18 protein-coding genes are annotated in these 18,720 nt (G+C 49.7%); 6 read left to right on the top strand and 12 right to left on the bottom strand.

Annotated elements, in window-relative coordinates; all coding sequences use genetic code 11:
* Position 1: 1 nt before the first annotated feature.
* A complete protein-coding gene (locus AC2YIT_RS04590) occupies positions 2-520 on the top strand; it encodes a DUF6691 family protein (RefSeq protein ID WP_430841976.1) in 519 nt (172 codons plus the stop codon).
* Here AC2YIT_RS04590 and AC2YIT_RS04585 read toward each other — a convergent pair whose 3' ends face one another.
* The 8 genes from AC2YIT_RS04585 to AC2YIT_RS04550 form a co-directional block, all read right to left on the bottom strand.
* Positions 521-1,261 (bottom strand): class I SAM-dependent methyltransferase, encoded by a 741-nt coding sequence (locus AC2YIT_RS04585; RefSeq protein ID WP_487278370.1) that lies wholly within the window; start codon positions 1,259-1,261, stop codon positions 521-523.
* 49 nt (positions 1,262-1,310) lie between these two features.
* On the bottom strand, positions 1,311-2,696 hold the full coding sequence (locus AC2YIT_RS04580) for a hypothetical protein (protein WP_487278369.1): 1,386 nt from the start codon (positions 2,694-2,696) through the stop codon (positions 1,311-1,313).
* An 18-nt stretch (positions 2,697-2,714) separates the two neighbouring features.
* Positions 2,715-3,056: a heavy-metal-associated domain-containing protein gene (locus AC2YIT_RS04575; protein WP_487278368.1), complete on the bottom strand. Its 342-nt coding sequence runs from the start codon at positions 3,054-3,056 to the stop codon at positions 2,715-2,717.
* Positions 3,057-3,076: 20 nt separating this feature from the next.
* The gene (locus tag AC2YIT_RS04570; RefSeq protein WP_487278367.1) at positions 3,077-3,313 is read right to left on the bottom strand and encodes a heavy metal-binding domain-containing protein; all 237 of its coding nucleotides are present in this window, start codon (positions 3,311-3,313) and stop codon (positions 3,077-3,079) included.
* A gap of 59 nt (positions 3,314-3,372) precedes the next feature.
* Complete coding sequence (locus AC2YIT_RS04565; RefSeq protein ID WP_430841986.1) at positions 3,373-3,942, bottom strand: helix-turn-helix domain-containing protein; 570 nt, start codon at positions 3,940-3,942, stop codon at positions 3,373-3,375.
* Between the two features lie 7 nt (positions 3,943-3,949).
* Entirely contained in the window at positions 3,950-6,175 is a 2,226-nt protein-coding gene (locus AC2YIT_RS04560; protein ID WP_487278366.1) for a TonB-dependent receptor, read from the bottom strand.
* 93 nt (positions 6,176-6,268) lie between these two features.
* Complete coding sequence (locus tag AC2YIT_RS04555) at positions 6,269-6,733, bottom strand: hypothetical protein (RefSeq protein WP_430841990.1); 465 nt, start codon at positions 6,731-6,733, stop codon at positions 6,269-6,271.
* A 65-nt stretch (positions 6,734-6,798) separates the two neighbouring features.
* The gene (locus AC2YIT_RS04550; protein WP_430841992.1) at positions 6,799-7,008 is read right to left on the bottom strand and encodes a heavy-metal-associated domain-containing protein; all 210 of its coding nucleotides are present in this window, start codon (positions 7,006-7,008) and stop codon (positions 6,799-6,801) included.
* A gap of 201 nt (positions 7,009-7,209) precedes the next feature.
* On the opposite strand from AC2YIT_RS04550, the gene AC2YIT_RS04545 reads away from it, so the two are divergent.
* Entirely contained in the window at positions 7,210-8,193 is a 984-nt protein-coding gene (locus tag AC2YIT_RS04545) for a virulence RhuM family protein/type II toxin-antitoxin system death-on-curing family toxin (protein WP_487278365.1), read from the top strand.
* 18 nt (positions 8,194-8,211) lie between these two features.
* Here AC2YIT_RS04545 and AC2YIT_RS04540 read toward each other — a convergent pair whose 3' ends face one another.
* Complete coding sequence (locus tag AC2YIT_RS04540) at positions 8,212-10,440, bottom strand: heavy metal translocating P-type ATPase (RefSeq protein ID WP_430841996.1); 2,229 nt, start codon at positions 10,438-10,440, stop codon at positions 8,212-8,214.
* 96 nt (positions 10,441-10,536) lie between these two features.
* A complete protein-coding gene (locus AC2YIT_RS04535) occupies positions 10,537-10,875 on the bottom strand; it encodes a tRNA-binding protein (protein ID WP_430841998.1) in 339 nt (112 codons plus the stop codon).
* Between the two features lie 104 nt (positions 10,876-10,979).
* On the opposite strand from AC2YIT_RS04535, the gene AC2YIT_RS04530 reads away from it, so the two are divergent.
* Positions 10,980-12,083: a lactonase family protein gene (locus tag AC2YIT_RS04530; protein ID WP_487278364.1), complete on the top strand. Its 1,104-nt coding sequence runs from the start codon at positions 10,980-10,982 to the stop codon at positions 12,081-12,083.
* A 31-nt stretch (positions 12,084-12,114) separates the two neighbouring features.
* Here AC2YIT_RS04530 and AC2YIT_RS04525 read toward each other — a convergent pair whose 3' ends face one another.
* On the bottom strand, positions 12,115-13,521 hold the full coding sequence (locus tag AC2YIT_RS04525; RefSeq protein ID WP_487278363.1) for a DUF4369 domain-containing protein: 1,407 nt from the start codon (positions 13,519-13,521) through the stop codon (positions 12,115-12,117).
* A gap of 105 nt (positions 13,522-13,626) precedes the next feature.
* On the opposite strand from AC2YIT_RS04525, the gene AC2YIT_RS04520 reads away from it, so the two are divergent.
* Positions 13,627-14,397, top strand: a complete 771-nt coding sequence (locus tag AC2YIT_RS04520) for a YdcF family protein (RefSeq protein ID WP_487278362.1) — start codon at positions 13,627-13,629, stop codon at positions 14,395-14,397.
* A 12-nt stretch (positions 14,398-14,409) separates the two neighbouring features.
* Here AC2YIT_RS04520 and pfkA read toward each other — a convergent pair whose 3' ends face one another.
* On the bottom strand, positions 14,410-15,384 hold the full coding sequence (gene pfkA, locus AC2YIT_RS04515) for a 6-phosphofructokinase (protein WP_106597640.1): 975 nt from the start codon (positions 15,382-15,384) through the stop codon (positions 14,410-14,412).
* A 322-nt stretch (positions 15,385-15,706) separates the two neighbouring features.
* Between pfkA and AC2YIT_RS04510 the strand changes: the two genes are divergently transcribed.
* Positions 15,707-18,196 carry a hypothetical protein gene (locus AC2YIT_RS04510; protein ID WP_487278361.1) on the top strand — a complete coding sequence of 830 codons (2,490 nt, stop codon included), beginning with the start codon at positions 15,707-15,709 and terminating at the stop codon, positions 18,194-18,196.
* Positions 18,193-18,720, top strand: a complete 528-nt coding sequence (locus AC2YIT_RS04505) for a YfiT family bacillithiol transferase (protein WP_430842008.1) — start codon at positions 18,193-18,195, stop codon at positions 18,718-18,720. The genes AC2YIT_RS04510 and AC2YIT_RS04505 overlap by 4 nt, the downstream gene beginning before the upstream one ends.

Here is an 18,720-nt window from a genome sequence, read left to right as displayed (position 1 = left end):
TATGGAAAAGATACATCAGTCCCTCGAAGAATCTGCCGATAGGGATTTCGACAATATCAAAATCGACGGGTGCGACGGCGCAAACCGCCAGCAATCCGCCGAGGGTTTTACTGCGAACCTGAAATACCTGGTCGTAGGCATTATTTTCGGGATTGTTTTTCTGAAAGCAGAGATCATTTCATGGTTCCGCATTCAGGAAATGTTCCGCCTGGATTCGTTTCATATGTATGGCGTCATCGGCTCGGCGGTTGTGGTCGGGCTCGTTTCGATTTGGCTCATTAAGAAGTTTAATATCAAAACATTATCGGGCGAAATGGTGAGCATCGCCGACAAAACGTTTGACAAAGGACAGATTTACGGCGGCGTGCTTTTCGGTACCGGCTGGGCCATCACCGGCGCTTGTCCGGGGCCATTGTTTGCGCAGATTGGTGCAGGTTACCTGGCTGTGTCCATTACTTTGCTGAGCGCCATTGCGGGAACGTGGATTTACGGTTTAGTCCGCGCGCGGCTCCCGCATTGATTACTTGCGCGCCACAAGGTACAATTGCTCATCGCCTAGCATGAACGGGTCCGCTTCGAGGTTGCTGAATGTGCCTACCACGAGTAGTCCGGCCAGTTCAAACATATAAGTAAGCTCGCCGAGGGTGTAAATGTGCTGGCGGACGCTGTGAGTCACTTTCTCAGGGCCGGAAATGAAGGTTTGTTCAGCCTCAATGTAGCTGCCTTCGGCACGGTACTCGTTTTCCGCCAGGTAAACAATGTCGTCCTGCACCGGCATCCAGTTGCGCGTCTGGAAATTAGGCAAGATGCTTTCGGCGAGGTTTTCGGTGTGGATCGCGATGTGAGCGCCCGGTTTTAATGCTGCGGCAATCTGGTTGATAAATAGCTGCATATCTCCCCGTGGGAAAAAGCTGAAACTATTTCCAAAGCAATATGCGGCGTCGAATGAGGCTTCGGGGAGTTGGTAGTTCAACACATCCGCACAAATGACTTCTATCGGCAGTTGCTGCTTACTGCTGATGTCCTGTAATTCCTCACAATATTCCTGTGAAATATCGATACAGGTCAATGCCGTGCCTTGCTCTGCGAGCGGAATAGCGTGCCTTCCATAGCCGGCCAATACGTCGAGTACTTTGCTGTCCGCCGTTATTTCAAGTACATCCCGCAGGAAATCGACCTCGTAATCAGTGTATTCTTCGTCCTGGTTCAGTTTCCAGGCGCGTTGCGGGAGTCCTTTGAAATAGGTATGGTACCAGGCCACGGCGGTATTTTGGTTTAAATTAAAACCCAAAACTACTAAAAAAGCCCCCTCACATACGCATGAGCGCGGGAGTTATGCGCAGGTACACCTGCCCGGAAAGCGGCGTTTTGCCATAAAAAGGCTCCAACTGGTGATCTGGTTTGTATAAGCTCAGTTGAGCTCCGGCCTGCAATAAAGTATTGCTGAACGAGGCGATCTGCCGGTTCAAACCGAGAGAAAACATGGAAACTGGCAGGGTTACGAACCCCTGTCTGCCGTAGATTGTATCCAACCCCAACTCACCGACACTTTTTTGCACCCATTCATAGCGGCCATAAAGAGCCCATTTGTCGAGTTGCAGATTGGATTCAGCCAGAACAGAATGTTCCTTGTGGTGTTCGCCGGCATCATTCAAACCCCATACAAGCGTAGAGGAAATCCATCTGTTTTTTCCTTCCAAATTACCCGAGTGCTGTATCGAAGCGGTCGTGCGGTCTACATCCTCGTCGGACTCGCGCGGCTCGGGGCTTTTGATAAAACCTCTGGAGGCCTGTAACGCCCAATTGGCTGACGGGTTGAACAATAGCCGGTAACTGTAAGAATTGAAGCGCGGCTTATCGAAGTCAAAGCGGTTTTCGTTCGGTTCGCGACCGGTAAATGAGGAGCCTTCGAGTTTAAATTTACCATAGCGGACACCCGCCGTCACCACACCAAATGTAATATGCGTAGCGTCCTGCCAATGATGGCCGAGCACCGCATCGGGGTTGTTGAATGCCGACATCCGGTGCATAAACGCCGTAGGGCCAAGCGCTGGCTCGCCGGGATAGCCCGCGTAAATCGTCAGGTCGACCTTATCATTGATCCGCTGGGTATAACCGACAGAAAGTTCCGAAATAAGGTCGTGCGGGTGCTGTCGGTCGATAAGCGGCTCGCCTTTCCAGCTCTCGCCGGTCTGGAAAAGCAGCGGGTAGCCCGCGCCTCCGTCGGTGAGTCGATCGAGAGAAACCATCGCGCGGAGGTTCAGCAAACCGTTTTTGCCTACCTGTCGCTGAGCCATTCCCATAAACCAGTTGGGGGCGCTGAACTTTGAGTCCGAACCTCTTTTGCCGTCGTTATTGAAATTTTGGGTGGTATACCGCAGGAAAATACTTCCGTGCAGCATGTAATTCCATTTACTCCCATGCTTCATGTAGGCGTACATGGGCGTGGCGTCGGGCTGCCAGCCGGTACCGGAGCCATTGCGGGTCATGGGCAGGCTCAATGAGAAGCTATGCGTCATGTGTGATGAGCTCTCGTGGCTCATTTGCGCATGATCCATGCTTTTCATATCGTGCATTTCATGGCCGGTAGTGTCTTTCGCAGGCTCTTGATGGTGTTCGTGCTGAGCAAATGCAGGGACTGTGGCAGCCACCATTCCGGCGGCTGTCGTCAATAAGATGAGTTTGTTGAGAAACATGACGAAGTAATTTCGTGACTAATGTGCTGCGGCAGTTTTGCGGCAGCAGTTCGGAAGCTTGTCGTGTGCCTTCTGATTGGCTGGTAGCTCGTCGGCGTCATAGCCGGTTTTGTTAATCGTCGCCTTGATGGCCTCCGCGGTGGTTTTGTCCGGGTTATATTTCACGGTAATCACCTTGCTGGAAAGATCGAGATTCGATTCTTTCACGCCTTTGGAAAGGCCCAAGTTGCGCTCAATGCGCGCCTTGCACATTTCGCAAATGGCCGAAGTCTTGATTTTCACCTCTTTGGTACCATCGGCGTAGGCGATATTCAGGCCCAGCAACAGGGCGGTAATAATGCTCAAAATGGTCGTTTTCATAATCTGGTCAATTTAAAAAATCAGTGTTGATGTGCTGTTGTATCGGTTTCCGCCAGTGCTACTTCCTGTAACTCCATTTTGCAAACCGGGCATTTGCCAGCCTCTGCATACGTCTTTTCACCTTCGCATTTCATCGGGCAGGCATACTTTTTCTCGCTCACGGCGTGTGTTTCGGTAGCCGCGCCCTCTTTTTCAGATTTGTTTCCCGAACATGCAACGGATAAGAACAGCAGGGAGGTAACAATGATTTTGTTCATATAATGGAAATTTAATAATAATTAATAGCGAATATTTTATAATAATTGGATACCGATCATTAATTCCCCACCTGGTCGAGCGCAGTACGCTGTAGTGCGCCTTTTTTGAACTCTCCGGGCGTCATGCCGGTCACTTTTTTGAACTGGTTGCTCAAATGCGCCGTGCTGCTGTACGAAAGACGCCATGCTATTTCGCTTAAAGTCAGTTCGTTGTAGGAAAGCCATTCCTTTACTTTTTCCACTTTCTGGGCGATGATATATTGCTCGATCGTCTGCCCGGTTTCGGAAGAAAACAGGTTGCTCAGGTACGAATATTCATAGCCGATCTTTTCCGACAGATAATCCGAAAAATTCATCTGAGCGGGTTTGTTACCTTTCAAATTCTGTACCTCGTCGATCACGAGCGTTTTGATATGCTCCACCAGAGCCAGACGGCGGTCATCGAGCAACTCGAAACCATTCGCTTCCAGCACCGTTTTCACCTGTTGCAACTTATCGGTATTTACCTCCGCTACGGTTTCCACTTCGCCAAGTTCGACGAAAGTCAAATCAATTCCCAGCCCGTTCAGTTCTTCCCGCACCACCCGCTTGCAGCGGTCACACACCATATTTTTGATATATAACTTCATAGTCAAATCATCTGATAATCTTATAACGCATTCCTGCATAAATCATTCGCCCTACAACCGGCCCCCAGGCCATTCCCGCATCAAAATGCTGGCCGAATGGCTCGCTGGCACCCATGATCGGGTCTTTCTGACGGAAATTAGCGAGGTTTTCGCCACCGAGGTAAATATCCCATTTTGGGAATGTACGTGTGATTTGCGCGTTGAAATTGTAGAACGATGGAGCCCAGGTCGATGTCAGGTCTGTCGGCACGTGGTGGTCGGGAACGTGTCCCATGTAGGGAATCCGTTTTTTGCCGTTCCACTGCACAGTGGCGTCGAATTTCCATTTGTCGTAAGGCAGGGCATACCCGGCGTTGAAAAGTACCCTGTCGCGGCTCACCATCATTCTCGGCTGTAGAGTATTCTCGTCGTACACATTGCGGATGCTTTGTTTCACGTCGAAAAGGCGGTATGCGAGTTTCAGTTCGAGTCGTTTGACGGGCGTCAGGTTCGCTTCGGCCTGGAAGCTATTGGCATAAGCCTTTCCTTCAAGGTTATAAAAGCGAATGTAACGAGGATCTTCCATATCTGCCACGAGTTGGTTTTCAAAATCCGTCCGGTAGAAATCCATGATGAAATTCCCGCTCATTTCACCGATTTTAAACTCCTGTGTAACACTGGCACCGTAGTTCCACGACACTTCGGGGCGGATGGCTTCGCGGAAAATCACATTGCGCGAGCTCACGAGGTTTCCATAGTACTCCGCCAGCGGATTTGAGACCCGGAACCCCCGGCCCGCTGATGCGCGTAAAGTCGTCTGGTCGGTAAGGTTGTATTTCAAATGCAGCCGCGGCGTCCATTGCGTGCCATAAAGATTGTGGAAATCCACACGTCCGCCGGCTACCATCACAAATTTATCGAGGTGATTATAAGTGTATTCAAAAAATGCGCCCGGCACCGATTCATTCCGTTTCAGACGGATATCCTTGTAAACCTCATCATAATTATCGAGCATGTAGCTGATACCGGTTTTGTAGGAGTGGTTGGTATTGCCAATAATCGATTGGTAAATCAGGTTTCCGTAAAGTGTTTTTTGCGTTCCATCATAGTTATTTAGTCCAAAATAGGATTTCGAATCATGAATAGAGGCATTCAGAATCAAGCCAAGTCCTTTGTAGGGCTGCTCGGGGAACAACCGTGCAATTTTCGAGAAAAACTCGTAGCGGTTCACTTTGGCACCGAAACCATAGGCTTGGGTAGTGCCTTTCATTTCACGTTCGAAGCTCTTTTGGCCACCCAGGCGGTCTTCATAAAGTGCTTTTACCCCAAATTGGGCCATTAATTTATCGCCCTGATACTTCCAGCGGTTCACGGCATTGTATTGCGTGTAAAGGGGCAGGTCGAGGAAGCCGTCGTTGTTTTTGTCGACGCGGTTACGCAGCGTACTACCGTGTGTAAGCAGTCCGGTGCTCCATTTTTTGTTCAGCTGGTGCGCGAGGTTCAGGTTCACTTCCCCGCGTCCGAAATTGTTGACGTAGGTATTCAGATATAGTTTTTCCTGTGTATCCGGTTTTTGAAGCTCGACATTGATCTGCCCGGTCATCGATTCATAGCCATTCACGACCGAGCCGGCACCTTTGCCGACATCAATCGACTGGATCCAGGTTCCGGGAACGAAATTGAGTCCGAATGTAGATGCTAGCCCGCGGATGGAAGGAATGTTCTCGACGTTGGTCTGAATGTAAGTACCGTTCAGTCCAAGCATCTGGATCTGTTTGGAGCCTGTCACCGCATCGCTGTATGAGACGGAAACAGATGCATTGGTTTCAAAACTCTCGGAAAGATTGCAGCACGCTGCCTTGGCCAACGCCCGGGTTGTGATGATTTCTGTTTGGTGGGGAGAAAGCCTGTCGATAGACGTATTTCCAGCCCTGACTACCACTTCGTCGAGCGTCTGATCGCTTTGCAGTACAACCTGCAAGTCGCTTTCCTGGCCAATTTTGATGGTATCGTTCCGAAATCCGACGAAGCTGACGACCAGCAAGGCCGATTGCGCCGAACGTGGAATGCTGAACCGGCCGTTTTCATCGGTAGCCGTAGCCTGCGTGGTGCCCGACCAGTATACATTGGCACCGGTGATGGGTTTCAGGTTCCTGGTTTGCGGTTCCTGTTCGTTGACCGAACCGGTTATACGTTGTGCATAGATGGAAGAGGTTATGAGTAGAAGTAACCCTCCCAGAAGGTATTTGTTCATGATTACATGGATTCATTGGAATAAAAGACTCATTGCCCGAATCGTCGACATAAATGCGGCGATCTTGCATTAAACGGCTGTTATTCAATGATATCAAATCAGGAACGATTGGATAAATGCGAGCATACTTCTCCCATGAAGGCGGGAAGTGAAGGATATGTCGGGGGAAAAGAAGGGGGCAGGAAGCGTCCATTCGGCCTGGATAAACTGGTAACGCGTAACCGCCCAGGTGACCCCTGTCGCCACCGATTTGAGCAACTTCGCGAGCAATTGCGAATCAACTGACGCTACTTCCAGTTTTTCGAGCTTCTTACTTTCCTTGCAGCAGGCTGCCTTTTCGAAGAATGTGCCTTTAGCCATTTTCAATGCCGCGCGTTTGGCACAGCAGGAGGAAGCAACTTTGGGCTTGGAGGAGGTTTCTGTGGACTTGCCTACGAGCTGCACCGATTTGCCTCCCATCACAGCGCAATGGCGCTCTGTCAGCACAAACCCGGTACTGCTTAGCAGGACGAGGAAGGCCATCAGGATGGTGATCGATTGGTGCAGTTTGTTTTTCATTTGAATGCTGGCAAAGGCTATTGAATTGGCCCGAAATTCAGATTCCGGGCCAAAAATACTAATTATCAGGCAATTTCTTCGGCTACATATCCAGCCTTTTTAATCAACTCCTGAATTTCTTCCGGCGAATGGCTCGTTTCGACTTTCAGCACACGGTCCGGACTTTCCAGATCGACTGCCCAGGTTTCAACATTTTCATCTCCATTCAGGAACGGTGTGACAGAAGCGACACACCCGCCGCATTTGATATTGGTTTTGAATTGCAAGGTTTCCATGTTTACTAAAATCTCCCGTTTCCCGCGGGATAGGTTATGTGTTAAATTGTTTTACAAATATCGGCAGTGCCGGTTTGGGGTTTGTTACAGAATTGTGGGGAGGTGTTACAGAGTTTTTGGGTTGAGTTGGGAGAGTTCTACAAGCTGTTACCAGATCTGTGGGTTAGCGTATCAATGGTGAAATTTTAAACAAAACACCGTATGAACGCAACCACTCCCGCACCGCATGGTGAAATTCTGCTCTATGAATCAGAGGAAGGACAGCTCGCCATTCAGGTACAACTTCAAAATGAGACGGTCTGGCTTACGCAGATGCAAATGGCCGAGCTGTTTGGAAAGGAGAGATCAGTTATCTCGAAGCATATATTCAATGTTTTTAAAGAGGGAGAACTCGATGAAAAAAGGAATGTGCAAAAAATGCACATTCCTTTTTCTGACAAGCCAACCGCCTTTTATAGCCTGGATACAATCATTTCCGTTGGTTACCGCGTCAAATCGAAGCAGGGAACGCAGTTCCGGATTTGGGCTAACCGGATTTTGAAAGATTACCTGATCAAAGGCTTCGCTACGCAGGAAAAATTAAAGCTGAGTCAGCTGGAAAATCTGAAAAAAACAGTCGCCCTACTCGCGAATGTCATTCACAACAAAGAACTGACGGCTGGTGAAGCGACCGGGCTTATTCAGGTGGTTACGGATTATGCCTATGCACTTGATATACTTGAAAAATACGATCAGCAGGCATTAGGGATTGAACGTGTATCTGAAAAGCAGCTTTACGTAATCACTTATGAGGAGGCTATTTCGGCCATCCATGGCTTGCGTAGCAAATTCGGAGATCATACCTTTTTCGGCAACGAAAAGGATGATTCTTTTAAGAGTTCCATCAGTACAATTTACCAGACATTCGATGGCGTAGAGCTGTATCCAAGTATCGAAGAGAAGGCCGCGAATCTGCTTTATTTTATCATCAAAAACCACTCGTTTACTGATGGTAATAAGAGAATTGCGGCTTTGATTTTTGTGTGGTTCCTGGAACGAAACAGTATCCTTTACAAATCGGATGGTTCAAAACGGCTGGCTGACAACGCTTTGGTAGCGCTTACACTGATGATCGCTGAAAGTAACCCGATGGAGAAAGATATGATGGTAAAGGTGGTGGTAAGCCTGATCAATCAAAACAATTAGACTCACCACCCAGAAAATTTACAGTCGTGCGCCCTTCAACCGCAAGCTATTCATTACCACCGATACAGAGCTCAGGGCCATGGCACCGCCGGCGATCATCGGATCGAGGAGGAAGCCATTGATAGGATAGAGGACACCGGCGGCGATCGGAATACCTATAACATTGTAAATAAACGCCCAGAAGAGGTTTTGTTTGATCGTTACCACGGTCTTGTGGGATAGCCGCAAGGCTTTGGGCAATGCCAGCAGATCCGAGGTGATAAGCGTCATTTTGGCTACGTCCATGGCAATGTCGGAACCTTTACCCATGGCTACGCTCACGTCCGCCTGCGCGAGGGCCTGGGAGTCGTTGATGCCGTCACCGACCATTGCAACGGTCTTGCCTTGCGCTTGCAACTTTTTGACAAACTGCATTTTATCATCCGGCTTCACTTCCGCCTGATAGCTGTCGATCCCGACTTGTGCAGCCACAGCTGCGGCTGTCTGCGCATTGTCGCCTGTGAGCATATGCACCTCAATGCCCTGTGCATGTAGTTTTTCAACGGCTTCGCGTGAGGTCGGTTTCAATTGGTCGGCGATGGCGACGAGCCCGGCGTGTTGCCCGTCGATCGCGATTCCGATCACGGTTTTAGCTTGCGCTGTGAGTAGTTCATAGGCAGGTTGAAGCTCGGAGGCAATGCGAACGTGCTCTTTTTCGAGAAATTTGAGCGTGCCGATGATGTATTCGCGACCGCCTGCGGTGCCGCGTATCCCGCTTCCCGTCATGGATTGGAAGTCAGAGACATCGATTTTTGCATCGTTTTCAATGTACTGCACGATAGCTTGCGCGAGCGGGTGCTCAGAACGTGCTTCAAGTGCCTTCACAGCTGCCAGATGTGTCTGTGGATCAACGAGCGAACTTACCCATTGCCAGTCGGTTACCTGAGGACGTCCCTCGGTGAGCGTACCTGTTTTATCGAGGATTACGGCATCTACTTTGTAAGCCTTTTCCAGACTTTCGGCGTCGCGGATCAGGATATTGTTTTCAGCACCTTTACCAACCCCTACCATCATAGCCGTAGGTGTAGCAAGGCCGAGCGCACATGGGCAAGCTATTACCAGCACAGAGACCGCCGTGAGCATCGCTTGCGTAATGGCATTCTCGCCTCCCAACACCATCCACACAATGAAGGTAAGGATCGCAATACCGATCACGACAGGTACGAACACCCCGGCAATGCGGTCGGCGAGGCGCTGAACCGGTGCCTTGCTGCCCTGAGCGGCTTGCACGGTTTTGATGATTTGCGCCAGAACCGTCTGTTTGCCCACTTTTTCGGCAATGAATGTGAAGCTGCCGGTTTGGTTGATTGTTCCTGCAAAGACGCTGTCGCCGGGTTTCTTTTCGGCGGGGATCGGTTCGCCGGTCATGAGGCTCTCGTCGACGAAGGAGCTGCCACTGAAAACTTTACCGTCGACGGGGATTTTTTCCCCGGACCGGATGATGATTTCGTCGCCCAGGATTACCTCACGCGCCGGGATTTCTATTTCGGCGCCATCGCGGTATACCCTGACGGTCTTGGGCTGCAAGCCGATCAGTTTCTTCAACGCATCGGAAGTATTCGACTTGGCGCGCTCTTCCATGAGCTTACCCAGCAAAATGAAGAAGATAATGACCGCCGCGGCTTCGAAATACACGTGCGGGTGTAGGCCGCGTGCGTGCCAGAAAGCAGGAAAGAATGTATTGAATGTGCTGAAAAGAAATGCAACGCCGGTACTGAGTGCAACAAGCGTATCCATATTGGCTTTGCCGTGCTGCGCCTGTTTCCATGCATTCACGAAGAAATCCCGACCAAAAATGAACAGGACCGGGATTGTCAGGGCCAGCATGATGTAGTTGGCGTATTTCCAGTCCATGAGGAACATCCCCAATACTACCACCGGCGCTGTGAGTATGCCGGTATAGATGGCCTTGTTTTTCAGTTTCTGGTAATGCTCCTGCTGAATTTTCTCCTGTTCCGCAATCGCGTCTTCCTCATTTTCTTCGATGATAAGTCCGTAACCGATGCTTTGCAGCACACGGTCCATATCGGGAAGGTCGACGAGATCGGGATCGTAGGATACCGATACCGACTGATTGGCGTAATTTACCGCCGCATTTGTGATCCCTTTAGTGTGACCCAGCATAGACTCCACGCTCACGGCACATGCCGCACACGACATGCCGGTGACCGGGAGTGTCACTTTTTTTATATCTGTTATCGTTTCCATAGTCTTTCAGAATTGGTATACAAAAATAAAATCCAACGCTGCCGGCCGCATTACACAATTCTGGCTGTGATTTACAAGATTCATGGAAACAGGCCTCTACGCGAGGCGTGTGCCGTTTGGGACAGGGAAATCGGGGCTTGTGAGGATCACTTCGCCATCGGGTAGCACGTAGCCGGTTGTAAGGACCTCGGAACGGAAATCGGCGATTTGTTTCGGAGGAAAGTTCACCACGCAAAGCACCTGTTTGCCTATTAGCTGTTCTTTGGTGTACCGTTTCGTAATTTGTGCAGAACTTGGTTTAATACCGATTTCAGGGCCGAGGTCGATATGTAGCTTGTACGCCGGCTTTCTCGCTTTCGGGAAATCGTCGGCCTGAATGATCGTTCCGGCGCGCAGGTCGACCTGCTCAAATTCCTGCCAGGTAATTGTGCTCATGGCTTCTGGTTTGATTTTAATGATACTTATCCGGCAAATTAACATTAAAAAAGCCTTTGGGTACTCTTTCCCAAGCATTGAAGGGATTCATTTAAACTCAAACGATGAAAAAACTGCTGTTATCCGTTATATTATTTTCGGCGGGCCTCAAAGCTTTTGCACAGGACAGAAACATTACTTTTTACGTAGGTACGCAGGATAAGGGAGCGAATTCTTCGATCACCCGCTGCGAGCTGAACCTTGCCTCGGGTCAGATTACGCTCATCGATACCGTCAACAAGTCTGTCGCGCCGGGTTATGTAGCCATTTCACCCAACAAGCGGCACATTTACGCGATCGGGTCAGATAACAAAGTCTCGGCATATGCCATAGCGCCCGACCGAAAGTTAACATTTCTGAATAGCCAGCCCTCGGAAGGAATGGGGCCATGCCACGTGTCGGTGCATCCGGCAGGCAAAATGGCTTTTGTTTCCAACTATGGCGGCGGAAGTTTTTCGGCTTACAACATTAGTGACGATGGGAAATTGAGCGCGCCCGTTTATAAAGAGCAATATACCGGCACTGGCCCGAATGCCAAACGCCAGGAAAAGGCGCACGCACATTTCGCAACAGCGACTCCGGATGGTAAATTTGTGTATGTAACCGATTTGGGAAGCGACAAGGTGATGAATTACAGCATCGATCCTAATGCCGGAAAGCTTACGCCTAATGCGGCACAGCCGTTTTTTTCAGGTAAGCCAGGCGCCGGGCCGCGCCATCTCGTCATTCACCCTTCGGGCAAGCGATTGTTCCTGCTCAACGAGCTCGATGCTACTGTAACGGCCTGCTCGATCGATAAAAAAGGGGTGATTAAAGCAATCAAAACTTATCCCACGATCCCCGCGGATTATTCGGGACCTATGAACACAAGCGCTGCCGTGCATCTGCACCCGAACGGAAAGTTTGTCTACGTTTCCAACCGCGGCCATAACTCGATCACTGCATTCAGGATACTGGGCAATGGTGAGCTGGAGATGGTGGACCAGCAAACGAAATCCATCGCTACGCCACGTGATTTCAATATAGACCCGACAGGCAAATACCTGATCGTGGCCAATCAGGGATCGGACAACCTAGTGGTGTATGATGTAAATGCAGCAACGGGCAAATTCACGTTCAAGCACGAAAGCATTGCCGTGAAATTGCCCATTTGCGTAGCATTCCTTTAAGTGATATGGAAATCGGAGCTTAACAAAATGGTCAGAGTTTTCTGGCCATTTTGTTTTGGTAGTAATTCAAAAAGTCTTCCAGCTGCTCAACAGGCATTTTGCGGGCGATGATCTTTTTGTTTTTATCCAGAATATAGATCGTCGGCGTTGTCACGACATCGAATTTCCGGTTGAAGTCGATCTGGTTCAAGGCATCGTAGCCGTTGATGAGCTCTTCCAGGTGATACGTTTTCACGAAGGACTTCCATTCCTCGATATTATGTTCCGTCGAAATGGTCATTACCTTGATACCATTGGCCTTGTTTTTGTCGTAGAACGCTTTCAGCACTGGGGACGCTTCCTTGCAGTGCCCGCAGGTAGGGGCGAAGAAGAATAGCACGGTGTAATTGGCATCAATGCTCTGGACACTAACTTTTTTGCCGTTAGGATCGGTGAGGGTCAGGGCCGGGAAAGTTTTATTTACCAGCAAGTCCTTCATCGTTGCTACTTTTTCGGCAATGCGTTTTTTTACATCTTCCGAAACGCCCATTTCGCCGGAGAGGTAATATTTATTGGCCATATATACCCAAACTGCCTCCGTACCTACGGTTTTGGGATTTTCGTACTGGTTGGTAATGTAAAATACTGTCCAGGCTTTCAGGTCCTTGTTAGGCGAAACCTTCTTCACCATCAGGTCGGCATCTTTGATAATCGAATCGGGCACCTGGACTACCAGATTTTTAAAGTACCGCTCTATTTTAGGCTCGAAGAAGGGGGTATTCACGATCCGCGGGTCCGAAAAATCGAATGCATCCCAGTAGTGCGCCTTGTAGTAGTTGAAAACCCACATCGAGTCGGTTTTACCGTTGGCTAATTTCGGAGCCGTGGGGATTTCGGGGTCGGCCGACATTTTGAGCAGCTGCGATGTGAAAGTTCCGGCGTTTTCGGACAGCAGTTTCTTACGATAAGTGCCAAATCCCTCCTGGATTGCCTTGATACGCGCCTGTGCCTCTGGTGTCGTTTGCTTGCTGAGCGCTTCGATCTCCTTGCTGCCTTTGGCTAATTCTTTTCGATAGTTGTAAAAAAGCTCGTTTTCTTTGGAGCCGGTTATTTTGATGGAGGTATTCACATCGGCAGAGTCGGCTTCGAGCGCGATATTGTTTTCCTTACCGGAATAGATTAGTTCGATCATTTTTTGGTTCCCGGGGAAAAGGATCACGTAAAGGCCACCGGGTAGCGCTGTTTTTCCTTCGAACACGATTTTTCCATTGGCATCCGCCTTGGCCGTGTCTTTGGGTACGAATTGTGTGGCATTCCGATTATAATGCCCGATCACAAACGACGAGTCACGGAATCCCTTAATGGTAGCCTCGATGCGGTAGCCCTGGGAGTAAGCGGAGGAAAAAAGGCCGAAAACGGCCAGCAGCAGCAGAAGGTAAGTGCGGGTATAATCTCTCATCAGGCTATGAAAAGTTTGCTTTAAAGCTGTTTATTGGATTATTTCAAAGTTTGAAGTCTGTAAAATTAACTTCAAAACGTTAACATCGGCAGGGTTCTTATTCAAATGTTTTATTTTCTGTCCAAAGCGATCGACTTTCTCATAATGCCACTCAGCATTGTGTTTTTTATACTTATCTATTCATTTTTAACCAAAAGCAACCGGCGCCGGAAGCTGGCGTTGGGTTTCGTGATCGTGGCGTTTGCGCTGGCATCCAACTCGTACCTGGTTACGAAGGCTATCAATGCGTGGGAGCCCAAATTCGTCAATTTGGCTGAGGTGAAGAAGACTTATGACGTCGGGATTCTGCTGTCCGGCGGGCTGATCACGATGAGCACACCAAGGCAGGACCACCCGGCAATGGGTAACCATGGTGACCGGCTCCTGCAAACCTACCTGCTCTACAAGCACGGCAAGATCAGAAAGATATTGATTACGGGAACGAGCGGCGAAATGCTGATGACCCGGAGGCTGGGCGAGACACGCCAGGCGGCGTCGCTGCTTGTAAGCTGGGGAGTGCCGGCAAAAGATATCCTGTTCGAGGAAAAAGCGCGCAACACGCGTGAGAATGCCATGTACTCGGGGCGAATCCTGAATAAAATGTTTCCTTCCGGAAAATACCTGCTGATTACCTCCGCATTTCACATGCGCCGGTCGGCCGGGTGTTTCGAAAAAATGGGGATCAAAACTGACCCCTTCCCGGCCGACTTTCGTGGGGGATATAACCGGTTCTTCATCCATAAACTGGTGCCGGACCCCGAGGCTTTTGCCTACTTTTGCATGCTATGGCATGAAATCGTAGGGTATGTAGCCTACAAAGCAGTGGGTTACTGCTAGATCTTACCTGTGTTATACACTCAGGATCTTCACCATTCTCAACAAATCCTCGTTGATCGGCTTGGGAAGTCTGATAGTATCTTCGAAAGGCGTATAAACCAGCTCATTGTTGATGATGCCGGCCATTACATTCTTTTGTCCTGCGATGAGGCCTTCCAATGCACCCAATCCGAGGCGGCTTGCCAGGATACGGTCGTAAGCAGACGGTGTTCCTCCGCGCTGGGTATGACCCAGTGTGGTTACACGGATGTCCGCGTTCTCATCCACCTGCACCTTAATTTTATCGGCTACTTCCTGCGCGCTGCCTTCTTCATCGCCTTCCGCCACGATAATGATGGATGATGATTTCGAACGGCTCCATCCCTGTTTCAGAGTTTCCACAACCTGCGAGATCGGGGTCAGGACTTCGGGAACCATCACAAGTTCCGCACCACCTGCAATGCCCGACTGGATAGCGATATAACCCGAGTCACGGCCCATTACTTCGATGAAGAAGATACGGTCGTGTGAGCTGGCAGTATCACGGATACGGTCGATCGCGTCCAATGCGGTGTTCACGGCGGTATCGAAACCAATGGTATAGTCGGTTCCGTACAAATCGTTGTCGATCGTTCCGGGAGCGCCTACGGTAGGGATACCGTACTCGTTGCCAAAGATCATCGCGCCGGTGAACGTACCGTTACCGCCAATGGCGATCAGTCCTTCGATTCCGAGTGCCTGCAAGTTGTCGTATGCCTTCTTGCGGCCTTCGGGAGTCATAAATTCCTTGCTTCTTGCTGATTTAAGGATGGTACCTCCTCTTTGAACTATATTGCTGACCGAATGAGACTCCATCTTGTAGACATCTCCTGCGATCATTCCGCTATATCCTCTTCTGATTCCAAATACTTCAATACCATGGTAGCATGCTCCGCGTACTACCGCCCGGATGCAGGCGTTCATACCAGGGGCATCTCCTCCTGAGGTAAAAACTCCAATTCGTTTCATTTAATAATTTCGGGTTACTTCTAATCTTTCTATGTACAGCTCCGTATTGAACCTTAAAGGCACAATTTCCGCAAATTTATCCGGTATTTTCTTAAAATATATGCCTTGATTCTTAATTATGTTAAAAAAATGCCGGAACAAGATTCGTTTTTAGCATCTCAAACATATACCAATACTCCTATATTTGCGCCGGTTAATGGAAATTTAATATCCCTTAACCGACGTTCGTTGCTACTATTACTGTTTGAAAAGTCATATTTAAGGCGGGCCGTGTGCGGTACCGCTTTCATCCGAAATCAACCCGTAGCTTAATATTACCAAAATGAAAAATCTGTTCTCGTGGCAACGTCTCTGGCCACACCTGGTAGCTGTCATCGGTTTTATGATCTTGTCCGTCGCTTACGTTTCACCGGTGCTGCAAGGCAAGAAACTCAGCGCAACCGACGAGATCCAGGCGCTGGGCGGTGCGCGGGAGGTAATGGATTACTATAAGCAAACCCGTGAACGGTCGTGGTGGACCAACGGCATGTTCGCCGGGATGCCGGCCTACCTTGTCTCGGCCGACTATCCTACCAGTATTCCCACCAAAATCGGGCAGGCGGTGAACAAATTGCTCCCGGCACCGGCCAACTATTTCCTGATCGGCATGGTGAGCGCTTATGTGCTGTTCCTGGTACTCGGGGCGGGCGGCTGGCTCGCGGCAATAGGCGCGGTGGCATTCTCATTCTCCTGTTTTAACGTCATTAACCTGGAAGCAGGGCACATTTCGCAGGTGATCGCGATCATGTATGCGCCGGGCGTGCTTGCCGGTGTGATACTGGCATTTCGCCGTAATTGGCTGGCAGGAGCGGCGCTTACCGCATTTTTCCTTTCGCTGGAACTGTATGCCAACCACGTGCAGATTACCTACTATCTCGGGATTGGTATCATAATCCTGGTAATCATGGAAAGTATCACCCTGATTAAAAAAGGCCTTGCAAAAGACCTGGTGATGATCCTGGGAGGGCTTGCCCTGGCGGCGGTTGTTGCCGTTGGCACGCACACGACGAGGCTCTGGAACGCTTATGACTATACCAAGGAAACGATCCGCGGGAAATCGGAGCTTACGACAACGGGCAAGGATGCTGCTGCTAAAAAGGGCACCGGGCTGGATAAAGAATACGCATTCACGTACAGCTATGGCGTGGGGGAATTGCTTACCCTGGTGATTCCGAACGCGTACGGAGGTGCTTCGTACGGTCCGCTGTCGAATACATCCGAAACTTACAAAACGCTTACAGGTCGCGGTGTTGACGCTGCTACTGCTCAGAACATAGTTCAGCAATTGCCGCTCTACTGGGGTGATCAGCCGATTATGGGTGGCCCCAACTACATTGGCGCTATTGTATTCTTCCTGTTTGTGCTTGGGTTGTTTATTGTTAAAAGCCCATTGAAATACTGGGCTGCGGGGGTGATTGTGCTTTACGTGATCTGGGCGCTTGGAAAGAGTTTGGCTGGTATCAATTACCTGTTTTTCGATTACTTCCCAATGTTCAACAAGTTCCGGGCGATGACGATGGTGATCTCGCTGGCACAACTTCTGATGGTGCTCGTAGGCGTTTTAGCATTGGTGACCATAGCTCAAAAAAAGATTACTGCAAAAGAATTACAGAAGCCTTTCCTGATATCAACAGCCATTACCGGAGGGCTGATGCTGATTATGGCATTATTGCCGGGGTTGTTTTTCAGCTTCAAAGGGCTTAACGATGCGCAGTTCTCACAGCAGTTTGCACAAATGGCACAAGATCAGGCATTTGGTCAACAGATCATGAATGCTGTCATCCAGGACCGTGAAGGCCTCATGAAGGGCGATGCGATCCGTGGATTGATATTCATAGCATTGGCCGCAGGGCTGGTATGGTTCTATGCCCAGGATAAGCTCAAATCGACAGTATTTTACGGCGTGCTGCTTGTGCTGGTTATTTTTGATTTATTCGGAGTGGATAAGAGGTACCTCAACAACGATGACTTTGTAAGCGCTTACGTGGCTCAGAGTGTTACTACCCCGTCGCCGGCCGACGAGCAAATCCTCCGCGATACCGATCCGGACTATCGGGTGTATGACGTGGCTTCTCAGGGAGGGCCGTTCAACAGCGCACAGGCATCTTATTTTCATAAATCGCTGGGCGGGTATCATGCTGCCAAAATGCGCCGCTACCAGGAGCTTTTTGAAAATCAGTTCTTTACCGAAAAGCCCAATATGGAAGTGCTGAATATGCTGAATGCCAAGTATTTCATCACGCCGGACCAGCAAGGTAACAAAGTTGCGCAGCCCAACCCGCAGGCCTACGGCCACGCGTGGTTTGTGAAGTCCTTTAAAGTTGTGCCGAATGCGGATGCCGAAATGGCCGCGTTGCGCACGGTGAACCTGCGTACGGAAGCCGTGATCGACCAGCGTTTTGCATCCAAACTGGAAGGCCTTAAAGCAGGTGCCGACTCGACGGCTAAAATCAGCCTGGTATCCTACAAACCGAACGAACTGGTGTATGAAACCAACTCAAACGCGGAAGGATTGGCAGTGTTTTCGGAGATTTATTACAATGTCCGCAACGAATGGAAAGTGACGATCGACGACAAACCTGCGGATATGTTGCGGGCCAATTACGTGTTGCGTGCGCTGCGTGTACCTGCGGGCAAACACACGATCAAGTTCCGTTTCGAGCCAGTATCAGTGGCCGTGGGTAGTAAAATCGACCTTGTGAGCTCGCTATTGCTTATAGGGTTGATCGCGGGTGCCCTCTTTGTTGAATCGAAAAGAAAGAAGAGCGTATGACCGATCGCCGCTATCCTATTGGCCCTGTTGCGTTGAAAGAGGCTTATTCCGGCGACGAAGTCCGCGAATTCATACGCATTATTGCCGAAATTCCGGAAGAATACCGAAAGCGGGTCGGGAACCTCTCGGATGAGGATTTGTTGAAAACATATCGGGAGGGAAGTTGGAATATCCGGCAGCTTGTTCACCACGTGGCCGACTTGCAGTTTGTGCATTACCTGCGGATGAAAAAGGCGATCACCGAACCGGATTATAATGAGGTAACACTCATCGATATGAACGCCTGGGCCTTTACACCCGATTCCCTGAATGTGCCCATCGAGGCCTCTTTGGCCATTTTGGAAGGAACGCATGCCCGTTACGCCTACCTTGCGGGAACGTTAAACGACGAACAATTCGCGCGTCGTTATTTGCACCCCGTCCGCGGGTTCTGGCTCGATCAGAGGCAGGCACTGGCGATGTCGGTATGGCATGTGAAACATCACCTGGCGCATATTGATCTGGCGTTGGGTAATATCGAATAA

The organism is Dyadobacter sp. SRI_021, from assembly GCF_057586235.1.
Note: the sequence above shows the minus strand (reverse complement) of the source record. Positions and strands in the feature narration are given on the sequence as shown.